Genomic DNA, 16,610 nt, shown 5'->3' with positions numbered 1-16,610 from the left:
GTTGTCGTCGGCGGTCATCGATTCCGTGGTCGCCGACACGTCGCTCGTAGTCCGTATCTCAAAAGGAGTGGATGGGAAGTGGCAGTGCTGGTGTCACCCCTCCGACACCGCAAAGCTCTTGCCCTGGTCGTCCCATTTCGACCGACACCGGGTGTCGGATCGGCTCCACTCCTGTTCGGCGTAAGGGAGTTCACTGGTGGGGCGGGGTCGATGTAAGATCGATCCGGGTCCATATCGTTCTGGTAATGGAACAGGCCGACATTGCGGCCGAATGCCTGGGGGTGTTCTTCGTGGAGAGAACCGTCGAGTTCTCCATTCTCGGTCCGATTGAGATCCGCGTGGACGGGGACGTCGTCGAGGTCAGGGGAGAGATCCAGCGGGTGCTGCTGATCGCCCTGCTGGCCAGTGAGGGGCGGCTGTGCAGCACAGGCGCCCTGATCGACGAGCTGTGGGGGGAGAACCCCCCGCGCAACGCGGAGAACGCGCTGCAGGCCCACGTCAGCCGGCTACGTCGCCGGCTGGAGGCCGCCGAGTCCCGCAGCCAGCGCCACCGGCTGGTCAGCTCGCCGTCGGGCTACCGGCTGCTGGCCGACGAGGACGAGGTGGACGCCCTGCGGTTCCTGCGGATCATGCGGGAGGTGCGGGACCAGCCGCGGATGGACCCGGCGGAGGCGGTCCGCAAGCTGCGGTCCGCGCTCGCCCTGTGGCGCGGCCCCACCTTCGACTCGTTGACCGGTGGCTCGATCTGCCAGTCCGCCGCCGCCCGGTACGCGGAGTCCCGGCTGGCCGTGCTGGAACTGCTCTACGACAACGAGCTCAAGGTCGGGCGGCACTGCGAGATCATTCCCGAGCTGCGCGAGCTGACCGAGACCAGCGGCCTCAACGAGCGCCTCTGCGAGCAGCTGATGGTCGCCCTCTACCGGGCCGGCCGGCAGACCGACGCCCTGGCCGTGTACCGCCAGATGTGGGCCCGCCTCAAGGACGAGATCGGCATCGACCCGTCGCCGACGTTGAAGCGCTACGAACGTGCCATCCTCACCCACCACCCCGGCCTTCGCCGGACCGCCGACCACCTCGCGCTGCGCCACTGAGCGACGTCGGACCGGGCGGGCCGCCACGGCGGTCCGCCCGGTTCCGTCGTGGTGCGGCGGGAAGCGTCGGTCGCGGTCCGCGGCCGGGTCAACGCGGGGCGGGTACGCGCGGCAGCGACGCCGCCACCAGCCGGGCCACCTCGGGCCCCGACAGCTTCGCCAGGTCCGCCCACGCGTCCGCGGTGGCGGGGCTGCCGCCGTGGGTGAGGTACTTGTGCCGCATCAGCTCGCCGTGCCGGGCCCGGGTGTCCGGCCCGTTGCCGCCGACCGGGATGTCCTGCACGGCCCGGTGGACGGCGCCGTCGGTGAGGCCGACCGTGACGTGCGCCGGGGTGCGCTTGACCGCGTCGGCGAAGTCCACCGCCGGGGCGCCGGCCGGGTCGAGCAGCTCCGCCAGCCGGGCGCCGCCGAGCTGGCCGAGCCACTCCACGGCCCGGGGCCCCGCCTCCCGCAGCGCCTCGCCGAACGGGGCGGTGGAGTCGAACAGGGCCCGGGTCAGCCGGGCGTCGTGCCGCAGCCGTACCCGGGCGGCCAGCTCCCAGCGGCGCGGGTCCCGTACCGCCGGCTCCTGGAAGTCGGCGACGGTGAGGTCGCCGGTGAGCAGCGCCGTCGCCACGCAGTACGGCACGGCGAGCAGCAGCGAGCTGAGCGCGGCGCCGGGGCCCTCGGCGTACCGGCCGGAGCGTTCGCCCACGTGGACGGTGTAGACGGAGGCGTCGACGTCGATCCGGTCGAGCCGCTCCAGCCAGTCGCCGGGCAGCTCGGGGTGGAGCCGTACGGCGCAGTCGACCGCCGCGTCGACGCCCGGGCCGCCCGGGCGGACCTTGAACGACAGGGTTTCGGTGTGCCACCGCTCGCCGAGGCCACGGGTGAGCACCTCGGGCAGCGGCACGGTCGCGAAGCGGCTCAGGAAGCCGTCCGGATGCTCCAGTACGTCGTCCGGGCCGCCCAGCCCGACCGCCGCGGCGTCGCAGCTGTCCATCGCCGTCCGCACCGGCGTGAAGGCGTTGAACAGCTTCGCGTCGCCGCCGAGGAAGGCGTGCATGACCGGCCAGGGTGGGCTGCTGAAGGCCAGGCTCAGGGCGTCGGTCCACCGTTGCGGCGGGGCGTCCTCGCAGCGCAGCCGGCCGGCGACCCCGCCGGCGAGGTGGGTGTGCAGGGCGCTCTGGCCGCGCAGCGGCCCGAGGGTCGCCGCCGCGGTGATCCGGGCCGCGCACTCGTTGGCCGCGATCACCGCGGCCAGCAGCCGACGCCCGTCGAGCTCCCGCGCCCGGGCGTACGCCAGCGGCACGGCGACCGTCGAGTTGCCCAGGTGCCCGGCGTACGCGGTGTCGTCGAGGTTCAGCCACGAGCCGAGCGCGGCGAGCACGCAGGCCGCCTGCCGGGGGTCGGCCTGCAGGGGCGGCCCGTAGGCGCGGACGAGCCGCCCGCCGAGCGGGTGGGCGAGGCCGGCCCGGATCGCGGCGAGCTGGGAGAGAAGCTGGCTGCCGGTCAGCTCGACCACCCGCTCGGGTACGTCGGCGAGGTCCAGTCGGGCGGCCCAGGACGTGAGGGTGCGCAGCAGGCTCGGCACGACTCACCCGGCCGGGGTGGGGAACCGGCAGGCCACCGCGAGCGCGCCCGGCACCACGTCCAGGGTGTACGCGGTGCGGTCCCGGTCGAGCAGTTCGCCGTCGTGCTCGAACCAGATCGGTGTGCCGTCGGTGCGTTCCACGGTGATCGTCCGGCCGCGGGCGTAGACGACGCCGGGCTCGCGGACGTGGTCACCGGCGAGGATCAGCTCCGGCACCCGCAGCGGGTCGACGCCGTCGCCGATCACGCAGACGTCCAACTGGCCGTCGTCGAGCACCGAGTGCGGCAGGAGCTGGTACGTGCCGCCCCGGTAGCGTCCGCCGCCGACGTTGACCAGGATCGTGCCGCCCTCGTGGACCACCCGGCCGTCCACGCTGACCCGGCCCGGGTAGGGCACGCCGTCCCGGCAGGCCCGGGTGAACGCCTCCTGGTAACGGGCCGGACCGGCCACGCGTACGGTGCGGGCGATCTGGAGGGCCTCGGCGACGGTCCCGGTGGCGGCGCCGAGCAGGACCAGCTGGTCTCGCTCGCGGATCCGGGCCAGGTCGAGGTGGCGTACCCGGGAGTCCTCGCCGCGCAGCGCGGCGTCCACCGCGTCGGGCCACGGTTCGGCGCCCCACTGGGCCAGGTAGTTGGAGTTGCCGGTCCCGGCCGGTACGACCAGCAGCGCCGGCCCCGCCGGCGTGGCGGCCCCGACCAGGCCGGTCACCACCTCCCGGACGGTGCCGTCCCCGCCGACGGAGACCACCACGTCGGGTCGCTCGGCGCCTGCGGTGCGGGCGGCCGCGGCGACCACCCGGGCGGCGTCCCCGACCTCGGTGGTGCGGTGCAGGCTGACGCTGTCCAGGTGCTTGCGACAGCGGGCGAGCACCTCCTCGACCAGATCATCGGTCACCCTGCCGGCCGCCGGATTGGCGACGACCAGGCCGCGTGCGAAGGGGCGATCGCGCGTGGGCATGACAGCTTCCCGTCTGCTCGGCGGCCGGTACGTGTCGCGTGGTGTGGCGGAGAGGGCAGGATTCGAACCTGCGTGGGTCGCGGACGACCCGGCCGGACCGCGAGGGTCCGGTCCCCGGTGGGCCACTACGGGCACCTCTCCTGGGTGGTGCGGTGGTGCGGGTGGTGCGGTGGTTCGCGGAGAGGGCAGGATTCGAACCTGCGTGGGTCGCGGACGACCCGGCCGGACCACGTGGGTCCGGTCCCCGGTGGGCCACTACGGGCACCTCTCCTGGAATTGCTTTGTGTTTCTCGAGGAATCCGTTCCGGCCTCCCTCGCAAACAAAGAATGCCTCATCGTGCTGACGTTCCGCTGACAAGGTGCTGACGTATTCACCGGCCGGTTCCGCCGCATTCGACGCATACTCATTTCCACCCTTGCCAACAAAGCGGGCCTGTGTCATATCTGATGGAGCGTGCGCCTGGTTCGGTCGCCTCGCCGGCGGCCGGATCCGAACTCGGAGCCGGGCGGGCCGCTGTCCGAGTTCGTCCTGTATGCCTGCCTGAATAGGAAGTGCGTGATGACCGGAACAATTTCCCCCTCAGCGTCGGTGCTCGAGGCCGTGCGCGGTCCCGGCGTGGACAATCCGAGCGCTTTCCTGGGCGCCAGCAGCGGAAACTCGGTGTTCACCGCGCCGGGTCGCCGAGGCGTGATCGTCTACCGCGTCGCCGGCGCGTACCTGGTGCAGTTCGGTGGGGTCTTCGCCCCGGCCGAGGAGCAGGACGGGCTGCTGGCGGCCTTCGTCGAGTTCGCGGCCGAGCAGGGGCGGTCCATCGTCTCGATCCAGTTGCAGCGCGCCGACGCCGAGCGCTACGCCCGCAACGGCTTCACCGTCAACCAGGTCGGTGCCTCGTACGCGGTCGACCTGGCGCACTTCACCCTGGCCGGCACGAAGTTCATGCGACTGCGCAACAAGATCTCCCGCGCCCACCGCGCCGGCCTCGTCGTGCGTGAGGTCCAGCCCGAGCAGTGGTACGACCGGATGCGCCAGCTCGACCAGGTCTGGCTGCGCAGCAAGGGCGAGCACACCCCCGAGCTGCAGTTCCTGGTCGGCGAGTACGGCGGTGAGATGCAGGCGTACCGCCGGCTCTTCGTCGGCACCATCGACGACGAGTTGGTCGGCTACATCTCGTACTCGCCGGTGTACGGCAGCCGTCCGGGGTGGATGCACGACCTGAGCCGGCGGCAGCCGTCGGAGACGCCGGGACTGATGGAGGCGATCAACAAGACGGCGATCGATACGTTCCGCGCCGAGGGGGTGCCCTGGCTGCACTTCGGCTTCACCCCGTTCACCGGGCTGGACGACGCGCTGGAGCTGCCCGGGCACAGCGTCGCGTTCAACCGGTTCATGCACCTGCTCTGGACGTACGGGGAGCAGGTGTACCCGGCCCAGTCCCAGCTGTCCTACAAGGAGAAGTGGGCGCCGGACGTGGTGCTGCCGGAGTACCTGGCCTTCCAGGGCCGCGCCAGCGTGGCCGGCTTCGCGCACGTGTTCCGCGCCTGCGGCGCGTTCTGACGCCCTCCGACCCCGTACCGTCGATCCCTTTCCGAACGGAGCCCGAGATGCCCGACCAACCCGATGCCGCCACCCTCGAGGCCGCGCACATGGCCGTGTTGCAGATGTTCGGCGCGGTCTGCGCCGAGCCCGACAACCCGGCCGTCGCCGAGCAGGCCGACCAGTCGCTGTGGCGCCTGGACGAGTTGCTCGCGGCGGCCGCCTCCTCCTGACGCGCGCCCGACCTCCGGCGGCAGGCGCTCGAAGCGCCTGCCGCCGCCGCGCGTCCCGCCCCGCATCCCCACCCGGTCAGTGCGGGGCGAGGGCGTCGATGAAGACGTGCACGTAGCGCAGCCGGCCGTCGTCGTCGGCCACCGCCACGTCGCAGGTGACCAACGTCCGGTGCGCCCGGCCCGGCCGTACCACGGCACAGCCGAACCGGGCGACGTTGTGATGGGCGTCGACGGTGGTGAGCAGGCGGACCTGGTGCCCCTCGAACTGGGAGCGGGCGGTGCCGACCAGCGCCTCGATGGCGTCGTGGCCCACCATCACCACCACCGGATCGGTGTAGACGCCGCGCTCGGACCAGATCGCCGGGATCTCCCGGCGGCGGACGTCCGGGTCCGCCTCGTTCCAGAGCGCGACGTACCGGTGGACGAGTTCGGTGACGGTGGGCAACGGGGCGCTTCCCTCCAAACGGTGTGGCGCGGGATCAGCCACGGTCAGCCGTCGGGATGGCACGAACAGATCGCCCCCGGCCGATTCGTCAGATGGTAGCGGCAGATGCCCCTTTCGTGGCCCCCACCGCGATCGTGGCGTCCACCGTGTTCGTCACCGGTTGATAGAGGAAGGTGAGTTCCGCCCGCAGCGCCGGCTCCGCGTCGGCCACCTCGACGTGCACCGTGAAGACCGCCTCCCACCAGCCTCTCGGGCGGCTCTGCGCGGCGGTGAGCACCACCCGGCCGCGGACCCGGTCGCCGACCCGTACCGGGTTGCTGAAGCGGAGCCGGCCGACACCCTTGTTGAGGATCAGCTCGACGCCGTCGACGGCGAGCACCTCGAAGATCATCGCCGAGGTGAGGCTGAGCGCCAGGAAACCGTGGGCCAGGGTGGTGCCGTACGGCCCGGCGGCGGCGAGGTCCGGGCGGGTGTGGATCCACTGGCGGTCGCCGGTGACCTCGGCGAAGGCGTCCACCCGGCGCTGGTCGACCAGCTGCCAGGCGGAGCAGCCCAACTCCTGCCCGACCAGGCCGGCGAGCTCCGCCGGGGTCGCCACCCGCCTCATCGGACGGCCCCACCGGCCACGGCGTGCGCGCCGCCGTCGACGTGGATGACCTCGCCGGTGACGGCGGGCAGCCAGTCCGACCAGAGGGCACAGATCGCCCGGGCGACGACCGAGGTGTCCTGGACGTCCCAGCCGAGCGGCGCCCGCTGCTGCCAGGCCGCCTCGAAGGTGTCGAACGAGGAGATGGCGGTGGCGGCGACGGTGCGCAGCGGCCCGGCCGCGACCAGGTTCACCCGGGTGCCCTGCCCGCCGAGGGCGTGCGCCAGGTAGCGGCACGAGCTCTCCAGCCCGGCCTTGGCGACGCCCATCCAGTCGTATCCGGGCCAGGCCTGGCCGGCGTCGAAGTCGACGCCGACCAGCGACCCGCCGCCGGCCTTGGCCAGCAGCGGGGCGAAGGCCCGGCCGAAGGCCACGAAGGAGTACGTCGAGACCTGCACCGCCGGGCCGACCTCGTCCCACGAGGCGGTGAGGAAGTTGCCGCCGAGCGCGCCGGGCGGGGCGTAGGCGATGGCGTGCAGGATGCCGTCGAGCCGGCCCCACCGGCGGTCCAGCTCCTCGGCCACCGCGGTCAGGTGCTCCGGCCGGGTGGCGTCGAGTTCCAGCACGTCGCAGGCCGGTTCCAGCTTCTCGGCGAGGTACCGGGTGATGCGCAGCCCGCGGCCGAACCCGGTGAGGATCACCTCGGCCCCCTGTTGCTGGGCCAGGCGGGCGGTCGCGTACGCGATCGACCGGTCGTTGAGGGCGCCGGTGACGAGCAGGCGCTTTCCGTCCAGGAGCACAGCGGCCTCCGGTGACGAGGGGAGTGTGCCGGCCGGGGTGTGCGGTCGCACGGCGGATGGCTGGTCGACGGGCGCGTGCCGCGGCCGGGCGGGGTCGAGCAGGAGCATGACCGGCCGGGCTGACGACCGCGTGACACGTCGCTGACGTCCCCTCGGGGGGGCTCAGGTCAGCGGCTGCTTTACCGCCAACGTAATCGACTGGGGGCGGTGGGTCATGGGAGGTTCGGTTCGTCGAAGAGCGCCGCCACCGCACGGCGGCGTCCACGTACCGGAGGGAGAAGTCCGTGAGCGACCTGGCCGAGCTGGTCGGTAACTACCTGGAGATCTGGAACGAGGCGGACCCGCAGGCGCGGGAGCGGAAGATCGCCGAGGTGTGGGCGGAGAACTGCTCCTACACCGACCCGCTGGCCGCCGTTCAGGGGCGCGCGGGGGTCGCGGCGGTGATCAGCGGCGCCCGGGAGCAGTTCCCGGGCTACGAGTTCAAGCTGATCAGCGCCGTGGACAGCCACCACGACATCGCCCGGTTCACCTGGGAGCTGGTCCCCGCCGGCGGCGGCGACTCGCTGGTGATCGGCTTCGACGTGGCGGTGGTCGACGCCGACGGCCGCATCCGCGACGTCTACGGCTTCCTCGACAAGGTTCCCTCGGCGGCCTGACCGCACCGGCCGGCGGCCACGGTGGCGCGTACCCGACGGGTGCGTCCCGTGGCCGCCGTCGGCGGTCGTCCGGCGACCCGTACACGACAGGAGCGCCACCATGACCACTGGCAGGCAGCAGGAGCTGCCCCCGACCGAGGCGACGGCCGTGGCCGAGCCGGCGGAGCGGGCACCGGGATGGGGCACCCTCTGGGTGGTTCTCACCGGCATCTTCATGATCACACTCGACTTCTTCATCGTGAACGTCGCGATCCCCTCGACGCAGGCGGACCTCGGGGCGAGCGCGGCGCAGATCGAGTTCGTCGTGGCCGGCTACGGCCTGGCGTACGCGGCCGGTCTGATCACCGGCGGCCGGCTCGGTGACCTGTACGGGCGGCGGCGGATGTTCAGCATCGGCCTGGCCCTGTTCACCCTCGCCTCGGCCGCCTGCGGGCTGGCGCCCGACGCCGGCTCGCTGGTCGCCGCCCGGATCTTCCAGGGGGTGGCGGCGGCCGCGATGGCCCCGCAGGTGCTGGCCATCCTCGGCGTCGTCTACACCGGCAGGTACCGGGCCGCCGCGTTCAACGCGTACGGCCTGACGATGGGGATCGCCGGTATCTTCGGGCAGCTCATCGGCGGTGCCCTGATCCAGTCCGACCTGGCCGGGCTCGGCTGGCGGATGTGCTTCCTGATCAACCTGCCGGTCGGACTGGTGGCGTTGCTGCTGGTGCCCCGGGTGGTCCCGGAGTCCCGGGCCCCGGGCCGGGAACGCCCCGACCTGGTCGGCGCGCTGCTGATCACCCTCGGTCTGGTGGCCACGGTGCTGCCGCTGGTCGAGGGGCGGGAGCGCGGCTGGCCGATGTGGACCTGGCTCAGCCTCGCCGCGGCGGGACCGCTGCTCGCCGTCTTCGCCGCGTACCAGCACCGGCTGGCCGCGCGGGGTGGCGCGCCGCTGATGAACCTGGCGCTGTTCCGGCAGCGCGCGTTCGGCGCCGGCATCGTGACCACGCTGGTCTACTACTCGGGGATGGCGTCGTTCTTCCTGGTCTTCGCCCTCTATCTCCAGCAGGGTCGCGGGCTCAGCGCGCTGGAGGCCGGTCTGATGCTGGTGCCGCAGGGGCTCGGCTTCATGGCCGCGTCCTTCTTCGCCGGCCGGCTGGCGGCCCGACTGGGCCGGCAGGTGCTGGCCGTCGGCGGGGCCGCCCTGGCCCTCGGCGTGCTGGGCCTGGACGTGACCGTGGAGCAGATCGGAATCAGCGGCAATCCGGTGCTGCTGGTGCCGGCCCTGGTGGTCGGCGGCGTCGGGATGGGGCTGGTCATGGCGCCGCTGGCGTCGATCGTCCTGGCCGGGGTGGCGCCACGGCACGTCGGTGCGGCCTCCGGGGCGCTCTCCACCGCGTTGCAGGTGGGCAACTCGGTGGGGGTGGCGCTGATCGGGGTGGTCTTCTACGGCGCGCTGGACGACCGTACGGGCGCCGACCGCTTCCCGCACGCGTACCTGCTCAGCTCGGTGCTGCTGCTGGCCCTCGCCGTGGCGGTGGTGGCCCTGGTGCAGCTGCTGCCCGGACGTCGCGCCCCGGCGCCGGCGCCGGCGTCGGCCACCGCCTGACCGTCCGGCCAAGAACAGGTCGGGGACCGTCCGCGCCGCGGACGGTCCCCGACCTGGCGGTCGGTGGGTCACCAGCGCGGCAGGTCGGTCACCTCCAGCACGGCTGCGGTGAAGCTGAAACCGACGCCGACCCCGATCAGCAGCACGAGGTCGCCCGGGGCGACCAGCTGCCGCTCGAACAGGTGGTTGAGGCCCGCCGGCTGGTCACCCGCGCCGAGATGCCCGACGGTACGGCCGAACTCCCACAGGCTCTTCTTCTCGCCGAAGCCGAGCAGGTCGTAGTTCTCGCCCTGGCCGCCGCCCCGGTGGATGAAGGGCACCACCGCACGGGCGACGTCCTCCGCCCCGACGCCGGCGTCGGCGAGGGCCTCGTCGCGGACCCGGAGCATCTGCGCCTCGATGCGTTCCCAGGAGCCCTCCGCCTCCGGCGTGGCGGCGTGCTCCGCCGCCCGCCGCAGCACCTGCACCGGTGCCTCCTGCCCGGGCGAGGTGCCGAACGGGGTGCTGCCCCGGCCCCACTTCTCCAGGGTGTTGTCCGCCGCCGCCGCGCAGGAGAGCAGCCGGGCCACCCCGGAGCGGGTGGAGAGCGCCAACGCCGTGCCGGCGTCGCCGAAGATCGTGTAGAACTGCGATCCCCACCGGTTGAACGCCGGTGCGGCGAACCGGTCGCCGGTGGTGACCAGCGCGGTCTCGGCGGCCCCGGCGGCGAGCTGGCCGGCGGCCAGGTGCAGGGCGCCCATGCCGCCGTTGGAGCGCTGCTGCACGTCGAAGGCGAGCGCCCGGGCGCCCAGCGACTGGTTGGCCACGTAGCTGGCCGAGGCCCACATGTCCAGGCCCTGGTACCAGAGGCTGGCGTGCAGCAGCAGGTCGTACTCCTCGGGTGGGATGCCGGAGCGGCGGACCGCGACGCGGGCGGCCTCGACCGCCATGTCGGCGGCCGCTGTCTCCTCGGCGACCGTCACCGTGTCGTACCCGAGGTCCCGGTGTGCCTCGTCCACCAGGCCGGCGTCGACGGCCGGCTGGACGGGGACGGCCGGCGGCAGGAAGACACCCGTGCCGGCGATGTGGATGGTCCGGTCGAATCGCACCTCGCACCTCTTCTCGTGTGCGCCCGTCGCGCCGCGACGGGTGGCGGGGGAGGCCGGTCCGGTGCCGCCGCGCGACGCCGCGCGGCGGGCCGGGACCGGCAGCTGCCACGGCAGCGTGGCACCCGGCCCTGACACCACGCTGACGGACCGTCCGCCCAGGTCAGCGGCGGGCCGGGGGCCGCCCGCGATGCGGACGACCCCCGGTGGAAGGGACGGCTCACCAGCGCGGCGGGTCGGTCACCTCGAGCAGGGTGGCGGTGAAGCTGAAGCCGACCCCGACGCCGACCATCAGCACCAGGTCGCCGGGGCCGACCAGCCGGCGCTCCAGCAGGTGGTTCAGGCCGGCGGCCTGGTCACCGGCGCCCAGGTGCCCGACCTCGCGGCCCAGCTCCCAGGTGCTCTTCTTCTCGCCGAAGCCGAGCAGGTCGTAGTTCTCGCCCTGGCCGCCGCCCCGGTGGATGAAGGGCTGTGCCACCCGGGCGACGTCCTCCACCCCGACGCCGGCGTCGGCGAGCACCTCGTCGCGCACCTGGAGGATCCGCGCCTCGATGCGTTCCCAGGAACCCTCCGCCTCCGGGGTGGCGGCGTGCTGCGCGGCGCGCAGCAGCACCGGCACCGGGGCGACCTGTCCCGGTGCGGTGCCGAACGGGGTGCTGCCCCGGCCCCACGGCTCCAGGCCGTTGTCGGCGGCGACCGCCGAGGCGAGGATCCGGGCGAAGCCGGTCCGGGTGGAGAGCGCGATCGCCGTTCCGGCGTCGCCGAACAGCGAGTAGAACTCCGAACCCCACCGGTCGAAGGCGGGCGCGGCGAACCGGTCGCCGGTGGTGACCAGGGCCGCGGTGGCCGCGCCGGTGGACAGGTAGGTGGCGGCCAGGTGCAGCGCGCCCATCCCGCCGTTGGAGCGCTGCTGCACGTCGAAGGCGAGGGCGCCGGTGCCAATCGACCGGTTGGCCACGTAGCTGGCCGAGGCCCACATGTCCAGGCCCTGGAACCAGAGGCTGGCGTGCAGGGCCAGGCCGTACTCGTCCTGCGGCAGGCCCGAGCGGCGGACGGCCACCCGGGCCGCCTCGACCGCCATGTCGACGGCGGAGGTGTCCTCCGCCACGGCGACCGACTCGTAGCCCAGATCGCGGTGGGCCTCGCCGATCAGGCCGGCCGCCACGGCCGGTCGCACAGGTACGACCGGCGGAAGGAAGGTTCCGGTCCCGGTCAGGTAGATGGTCCGCTCGAATCGCACGTCGCACCCTCTTTCGTCTGCGCGGGCCACGGTGGTGACCGGCGCCGGGGCAGTGTCGGAAGTCCCACCGTCCGCCTTCGCACGGTGGTGAAGTTGCGTCGGATGCATCGTGCGGTGCACGCAACATCTGCCCTGCCGGGAACCGGACAGCGGGCTGACCCGGCGCTGACACCGCGCTGACGGGCCCGCCGACCCGGCGGTCAGCCCGACGTCAGGACGGCATCAGGGGTGGTTGTCAGGGTTGACGCACAGGTGTGTCGTCGAAGGAGAGCGCAGCATGACAGCCCAGACACCGACGATCGTGATATCTCCGACCGGGACGTTCGAGGACCTCGCGGCCCGGGTGCGGCGGGCGGGTCTGATGGACGCCACCCACGGCTACTTCACATGGAAGATCGCCTCCAACCTGGCCCTGATGGCCGCGTGCTGGGTCGCGCTGTTCCTGCTCGGGGACTCCTGGTGGCAGCTGGTGGTCGCCGTCGGGCTGGGGCTGGCCTTCGTGCAGACCGGGTTCATCGCCCACGACACCGGCCACAAGCAGATCAGCAAGGCCAAGTCGCAGTCGGAGTTCCTCGGCATCCTGCACATGAACCTGCTGATGGGCACCGCCTACGGCTGGTGGGTCAACCACCACAACCGGCACCACAGCAACCCGAACAACCTCGACCGAGACCCGGACACCCTGCGCCGGCAGGTCATCTTCCACGTCACCGAGATGCCGGTGAAGGGGACGACGAGGTTCCGCCGGTTCGTCATCCGCTTCCAGTCGATCATGTTCTTCGTGCTGCTCGGCCAGGAGGCGTGGCGGCTGCACGCCTCCGGCTTCAAGGCTGCCCGGGCCGGGCAGCTCCGGTCGCCGCGACTGGAGCTCGGCCTGGTGCTGGTGCACGCGGTGCTCTTCACCGGGGCGGTCTTCCTGGCCATGTCGCCGCTGAAGGCGCTCGTGTTCATCCTGCTCAACCAGGCCATCTTCGGCTTCTACCTGGGCGCCGTCTTCGCCCCGAACCACAAGGGCATGGTGGTGCACCACAACGACGTCGAGCTGGACTGGCTGCACCGGCAGGTACTCACCTCACGCAACATCCGCTCCACCCGGTTCACCGACTTCATGTACGGCGGGCTGAACTACCAGATCGAGCACCACCTGTTCCCGAGCATGCCCCGGGGCAACCTGCGCAAGGTCCGGCCGATGGTGATCGAGTACTGCCGTGAGCACGACATCCCGTACTACGAGGTGCCGGTGTGGCGGTCGTACCTGGAGGTGGCCCGCTACCTGGGCAAGGTCAGCGATGACGCCCGCAGCGGCCCCACCGTGGTCGCCCCCGCCACGGCCTGACCCACCGTCCGCCGCCGCCGGCGCCGCCCACCACCGGGCGGCGCCGGCGGCGTCCGCGCGCCCGTCACCGTGCCGGCCAGGACGGCACCCGACCTCGGCCGTCCTTTCGAGCTGATGTCGCAGACGATTCACGGCAGCCCGCTTCCCGGGCTCCCCGCGGGAGCCGCCACCGGCCCCCGACGCCGAGTCGTTCACGACATCAGCTCGACAGGGGGCGCACCGACACCATCGGAGCCCGCCGGGGAGCGCGGAGCGGCCCGGACACGCCGCGGCGGCCGCCGACCCGGGGGAGGGCGCGGCGGCCGCCGGCGGCGACGGTCACTGTGGCAGGTTGTCGTGCCGGAACCCGAGGCGTACGGCGCCGGCCAGCGAGCGCAGCGAGGCGGCCACCGCGGACCGGGTCCGCTCCGGGGCGATGATCTCGTCGACGGAGAGCCGTTCGGCCGGGAGGTGCGGCGCCATCGCCTCGGCGCGGTAGCGCTCCACCAGCTCCGCCTGGCGGTGCGGGGCGTCCCGCAACTCCCGGCGGAAGATGACGTCCACCGCCGCGTCCGCGCCCATCACCGCCATCTCCGCGTCCGGCCAGCAGAAGACCGCGTCGGCGCCGAGCGAGCGGGAGTTCATCACGATGTACGCCCCGCCGAACGCCTTGCGCAGCACCACCGTCACCCGGGGCACGGTCGCCTCGGCGAAGGCGTACAGCAGCTTGGCGCCCTTGCGGATCACCCCGCCGGACTCCTGCTTGCTGCCGGGCAGGAAACCGGGGGTGTCGACCAGCACCACCAGCGGCAGCCCGAACGCGTCGCAGAGCCGGACGAACCGGGCGCCCTTCTCCGAGGAGGCGATGTCGAGCACCCCGGCCAGCGCCATCGGCTGGTTCGCCACCACGCCCACCGGCCGCCCCTCGATCCGGGCGAAGCCGGTGACCAGGTTGCGGGCGTAGCGGGGTTGCAGCTCCAGGAAGCTGCCGGCGTCGACGACACCGCGCACCACCCTGCGTACGTCGTAGCTGGCCCGCGGATTGTCCGGCAGGGCCGGCATCGCCTCGGCCGGCGCGGGCACCCCCATCGGCGCCGGCTCCCAGCACGAGCCCGGCAGGTACGACAGCACCTGGCTGGCCAGCTCCAGCGCCCCGGCGGCATCGTCGGCGACCAGGTGGGCCAGCCCCGAGTGCCGGGAGTGCACGTCGGCGCCGCCCAGGTCGGCGGCGGTCACGTCCTCCCGGGTGACGGCCTGCACCACCCGCGGCCCGGTGAGGAACATGTGCGCACCGGTACGCCGCATGATGACGATGTCGGTCAGCGCGGGGGAGTACGCGGCCCCGCCGGCGCACGGGCCGAGCACCACGCTGACCTGCGGCACCCGCCCGGAGAGCCGGACGTTGCCGTGGAAGATCCCGCCGTACCCGTCGAGGGCCGCCACCCCTTCCTGGATCCGCGCCCCACCGGAGTCGATGATTCCGACCACCGGGGTGCGGGCCCGCTCGGCCTGGCGCATCACCTGAAGGATCTTCGCGGCGTGCATCTCGCCGAGCGAGCCGCCCAGCGCGCCGGGATCCTGCGCGAAAAGTCCGATCGGCCGGCCGGCGATCCGGGCGTGGCCGGTGACCACCCCGTCGCCCGCCGGCCGCTTCCGCGCCATGTCGAAGGCCACCGTCCGGTGCCGGACCCGGCTGCCGAACTCCTCGAAGGACTCGGGATCGACAAGCGCCTCGATCCGGGACCGGGCGTCGGCGAGTGGCGGCGGGGCGGCCTCCGCCGCGGCCGGTGGGGCGCCGGCCATGGCGGCCGGGCCGGAAGGTCCGAGCCCGGCTTCCGTGGTGGGCCGGGCGACCAGTGGTCGCATCCGGTGCACCGGCAGGCCGGACGTGGTGTCAGCGATCATCGTGGCTCCCCTTAGGAACGAGAGGGGGCCGACCGGGGCGCGGGTGTCGCGAACGGATCGGTCACCCCGCCACGATCCTGTCGGCACCGGCTGACGCCGCTCTGACGGTCGCCTTACACGCCGACCGTGCTCCTCAGTGGACCGAACGCAGGAAGTCCACCGTCGCGGCGTCCGCCGGCAGGAACGACTCGATGGTCATCTCCGCCACGGTGACGTCCATCGGCGTGCCGAAGGTCGTCACCGTGCTGATGAAGGAGAGCTCCCGGTCGCCGTGGCGCAGCCGCAGCGGCACCGCGATCGCCCCGCCGCCGGCCGGCTCCGGCTCGGCGCGCTGCGGGCACGGGTAGTCGAGGACCTCCTCGTGCAGCGCGGTCAGCTCCTCGTCGCCGGTCATCGCCACCTGGCGGCGCAGCCGCTCCAGCAGGTGCTCGCGCCACTGGGCGAGGTTGACGATCCGGGGCGCCATGCCGTCCGGGTGCAGGCTGGCCCGCAGCACGTTCATCGGCGGGGCCAGCAGCCGGGGATCCACCCCCTCGGCCAGCACCGCGATGCTCGCGTTCGCGTCGACCACGTTCCAGCCCCGGTCCAGCACCACCGCCGGATAGGGCTCGTAGCCGACCAGCACCTGCCGGACCGCCTCCCGGACCACCGACAGGGCCGGCGACTCCAGCGAGTTCTCGGTGTAGACGGGGGCGTAGCCGGCCGCCATCAGCAACTGGTTGCGCTCCCGCAGCGGCACCGCCAACTGCTCGGCGAGCCGGATCACCATCTCCCGGCTCGGTGTGGAACGCCCGGTCTCCACGAAACTGAGATGCCGGGTGGAGATCTCGGCCTGCAACGCCAGCTCCAGCTGGCTGAGCCGACGCCGTTCCCGCCAGTGTCGCAGCAGCTGCCCCACCGGCCGCACCCGTTGGCTCGTTTGCGTCATCACTTCATCACCCCGCGCTGACGATACTGAGCTGTTCCAACGATGGGAACCCAGCTTCGTGACATCGGCGCGTCGTACCAGCCACAGCGGACGGCAGCGATCAGCGCCGTGTCAGCACAGCGTCAGGTCACCTCGCTTGAATCGCCAGGTGAGCGCGGCGTACCCGCCGTGCCGGAGCGCAGGTTCCGCGCGGATCGGGACCGTCTGCCCAGGAGGAGACCGCCGTGGTCGACACCGTACGCGCCGACGACACCGTCGCGCCGCCCGCCGACAGCACCCGCACGCCCGCCGTCGCGCGGATCGCCGCGCTCGCCCCGTCCGAGCGGCGCGACGCGCTGGAGGCGCTGGTCGCCCAGGAGGTCCGCACGGCGCTGCTGATGACCGACGACGAGGAGCTGCCGCACGACGTCAGCTACTTCGACCTGGGGATGACCTCGCTGCTCATCACCGAGGTCAAGTCCCGGCTGGAGCGGCTGCTCGGCCGCACCATCAACGCCAACGTGCTGTTCAACCAGCCCACCGTGGGCCGGCTGCTCGACCACCTCGCCGAGGACCTGCTGGCCGACGTGCTCGTCGCGCCACCGGCCGCGCCGACGCCGGCGCGCGCCGCGGCGCCGGCCGACGACCGGGCGCTGGTCGACGACGTCCTGCGTGACCTCTACCGGGCCTGACCG

16 protein-coding genes and 2 tRNA genes are annotated in these 16,610 nt (G+C 73.0%); 7 read left to right on the top strand and 11 right to left on the bottom strand.

Annotated elements, in window-relative coordinates:
- Positions 1–245 precede the first annotated feature (245 nt).
- Positions 246–1,091 (top strand): AfsR/SARP family transcriptional regulator, encoded by an 846-nt coding sequence (locus GA0070564_RS22260; protein WP_091612026.1) that lies wholly within the window; start codon positions 246–248, stop codon positions 1,089–1,091.
- 88 nt (positions 1,092–1,179) lie between these two features.
- On the opposite strand, the gene GA0070564_RS22255 is transcribed toward GA0070564_RS22260, so the two are convergent.
- The 4 genes from GA0070564_RS22255 to GA0070564_RS29455 form a co-directional block, all read right to left on the bottom strand.
- Positions 1,180–2,664, bottom strand: coding sequence for an MmgE/PrpD family protein (locus tag GA0070564_RS22255; RefSeq protein WP_091612023.1), 1,485 nt, complete (start codon positions 2,662–2,664; stop codon positions 1,180–1,182).
- 3 nt (positions 2,665–2,667) lie between these two features.
- Positions 2,668–3,621, bottom strand: coding sequence for a diacylglycerol/lipid kinase family protein (locus tag GA0070564_RS22250; protein WP_091612020.1), 954 nt, complete (start codon positions 3,619–3,621; stop codon positions 2,668–2,670).
- Between the two features lie 44 nt (positions 3,622–3,665).
- Positions 3,666–3,762, bottom strand: a tRNA-Glu gene (locus GA0070564_RS29460).
- A 36-nt stretch (positions 3,763–3,798) separates the two neighbouring features.
- Positions 3,799–3,892: transfer RNA gene (locus tag GA0070564_RS29455), tRNA-Trp, on the bottom strand.
- 288 nt (positions 3,893–4,180) lie between these two features.
- On the opposite strand from GA0070564_RS29455, the gene GA0070564_RS22245 reads away from it, so the two are divergent.
- Together GA0070564_RS22245 and GA0070564_RS29450 are read left to right on the top strand one after the other, a co-directional pair.
- Entirely contained in the window at positions 4,181–5,176 is a 996-nt protein-coding gene (locus tag GA0070564_RS22245; RefSeq protein WP_091612017.1) for a bifunctional lysylphosphatidylglycerol flippase/synthetase MprF, read from the top strand.
- Positions 5,177–5,223: 47 nt separating this feature from the next.
- Positions 5,224–5,388, top strand: a complete 165-nt coding sequence (locus GA0070564_RS29450) for a hypothetical protein (RefSeq protein ID WP_176730791.1) — start codon at positions 5,224–5,226, stop codon at positions 5,386–5,388.
- A 76-nt stretch (positions 5,389–5,464) separates the two neighbouring features.
- Here the strand turns inward: GA0070564_RS29450 and GA0070564_RS22240 are convergent, their stop codons facing one another.
- From GA0070564_RS22240 to fabI, 3 genes are all read right to left on the bottom strand, one after another.
- Positions 5,465–5,833 (bottom strand): nuclear transport factor 2-like protein, encoded by a 369-nt coding sequence (locus GA0070564_RS22240; protein WP_091612014.1) that lies wholly within the window; start codon positions 5,831–5,833, stop codon positions 5,465–5,467.
- Positions 5,834–5,921: 88 nt separating this feature from the next.
- Positions 5,922–6,431 (bottom strand): MaoC family dehydratase, encoded by a 510-nt coding sequence (locus GA0070564_RS22235; protein ID WP_245670154.1) that lies wholly within the window; start codon positions 6,429–6,431, stop codon positions 5,922–5,924.
- 5 nt (positions 6,432–6,436) lie between these two features.
- Entirely contained in the window at positions 6,437–7,219 is a 783-nt protein-coding gene (fabI, locus tag GA0070564_RS22230; protein WP_245670153.1) for an enoyl-ACP reductase FabI, read from the bottom strand.
- A 284-nt stretch (positions 7,220–7,503) separates the two neighbouring features.
- On the opposite strand from fabI, the gene GA0070564_RS22225 reads away from it, so the two are divergent.
- Together GA0070564_RS22225 and GA0070564_RS22220 are read left to right on the top strand one after the other, a co-directional pair.
- Positions 7,504–7,875, top strand: a complete 372-nt coding sequence (locus tag GA0070564_RS22225; RefSeq protein ID WP_091612007.1) for a nuclear transport factor 2 family protein — start codon at positions 7,504–7,506, stop codon at positions 7,873–7,875.
- A gap of 100 nt (positions 7,876–7,975) precedes the next feature.
- Positions 7,976–9,463 (top strand): MFS transporter, encoded by a 1,488-nt coding sequence (locus tag GA0070564_RS22220; protein ID WP_218104983.1) that lies wholly within the window; start codon positions 7,976–7,978, stop codon positions 9,461–9,463.
- 68 nt (positions 9,464–9,531) lie between these two features.
- On the opposite strand, the gene GA0070564_RS22215 is transcribed toward GA0070564_RS22220, so the two are convergent.
- Positions 9,532–10,551, bottom strand: coding sequence for a ketoacyl-ACP synthase III family protein (locus GA0070564_RS22215; protein WP_091612004.1), 1,020 nt, complete (start codon positions 10,549–10,551; stop codon positions 9,532–9,534).
- A 217-nt stretch (positions 10,552–10,768) separates the two neighbouring features.
- Positions 10,769–11,788 (bottom strand): ketoacyl-ACP synthase III family protein, encoded by a 1,020-nt coding sequence (locus GA0070564_RS22210; protein WP_091612001.1) that lies wholly within the window; start codon positions 11,786–11,788, stop codon positions 10,769–10,771.
- Positions 11,789–12,065: 277 nt separating this feature from the next.
- Here GA0070564_RS22210 and GA0070564_RS22205 point away from each other — a divergent pair, with 277 nt between their 5' ends.
- The gene (locus GA0070564_RS22205) at positions 12,066–13,124 is read left to right on the top strand and encodes a fatty acid desaturase family protein (protein ID WP_091611996.1); all 1,059 of its coding nucleotides are present in this window, start codon (positions 12,066–12,068) and stop codon (positions 13,122–13,124) included.
- A 318-nt stretch (positions 13,125–13,442) separates the two neighbouring features.
- On the opposite strand, the gene GA0070564_RS22200 is transcribed toward GA0070564_RS22205, so the two are convergent.
- Positions 13,443–15,008, bottom strand: a complete 1,566-nt coding sequence (locus GA0070564_RS22200; protein ID WP_218104982.1) for an acyl-CoA carboxylase subunit beta — start codon at positions 15,006–15,008, stop codon at positions 13,443–13,445.
- A gap of 133 nt (positions 15,009–15,141) precedes the next feature.
- Positions 15,142–15,936: a helix-turn-helix domain-containing protein gene (locus GA0070564_RS22195; protein WP_091611992.1), complete on the bottom strand. Its 795-nt coding sequence runs from the start codon at positions 15,934–15,936 to the stop codon at positions 15,142–15,144.
- A 224-nt stretch (positions 15,937–16,160) separates the two neighbouring features.
- On the opposite strand from GA0070564_RS22195, the gene GA0070564_RS22190 reads away from it, so the two are divergent.
- On the top strand, positions 16,161–16,607 hold the full coding sequence (locus GA0070564_RS22190) for an acyl carrier protein (RefSeq protein WP_245670152.1): 447 nt from the start codon (positions 16,161–16,163) through the stop codon (positions 16,605–16,607).
- Positions 16,608–16,610 lie beyond the last annotated feature (3 nt).

Origin of the sequence: Micromonospora mirobrigensis (assembly GCF_900091555.1) — a bacterium.
GTDB lineage: Bacteria > Actinomycetota > Actinomycetes > Mycobacteriales > Micromonosporaceae > Micromonospora > Micromonospora mirobrigensis.
This window is presented reverse-complemented; position numbering and strand designations above follow the sequence as displayed.

Bases quoted from the DNA above. Each gene is read 5' to 3' on its own strand.
- GA0070564_RS22245 (WP_091612017.1), top strand. From the start codon at position 4,181: ATGACCGGAACAATTTCCCCCTCAGCGTCGGTGCTCGAGGCCGTGCGC.
- GA0070564_RS22200 (WP_218104982.1), bottom strand. From the start codon at position 15,008: ATGATCGCTGACACCACGTCCGGCCTGCCGGTGCACCGGATGCGACCA.
- GA0070564_RS22250 (WP_091612020.1), bottom strand. From the start codon at position 3,621: ATGCCCACGCGCGATCGCCCCTTCGCACGCGGCCTGGTCGTCGCCAAT.
- GA0070564_RS22260 (WP_091612026.1), top strand. From the start codon at position 246: ATGGAACAGGCCGACATTGCGGCCGAATGCCTGGGGGTGTTCTTCGTG.
- GA0070564_RS22205 (WP_091611996.1), top strand. From the start codon at position 12,066: ATGACAGCCCAGACACCGACGATCGTGATATCTCCGACCGGGACGTTC.
- GA0070564_RS22195 (WP_091611992.1), bottom strand. From the start codon at position 15,936: ATGACGCAAACGAGCCAACGGGTGCGGCCGGTGGGGCAGCTGCTGCGA.
- GA0070564_RS29450 (WP_176730791.1), top strand. From the start codon at position 5,224: ATGCCCGACCAACCCGATGCCGCCACCCTCGAGGCCGCGCACATGGCC.
- GA0070564_RS22220 (WP_218104983.1), top strand. From the start codon at position 7,976: ATGACCACTGGCAGGCAGCAGGAGCTGCCCCCGACCGAGGCGACGGCC.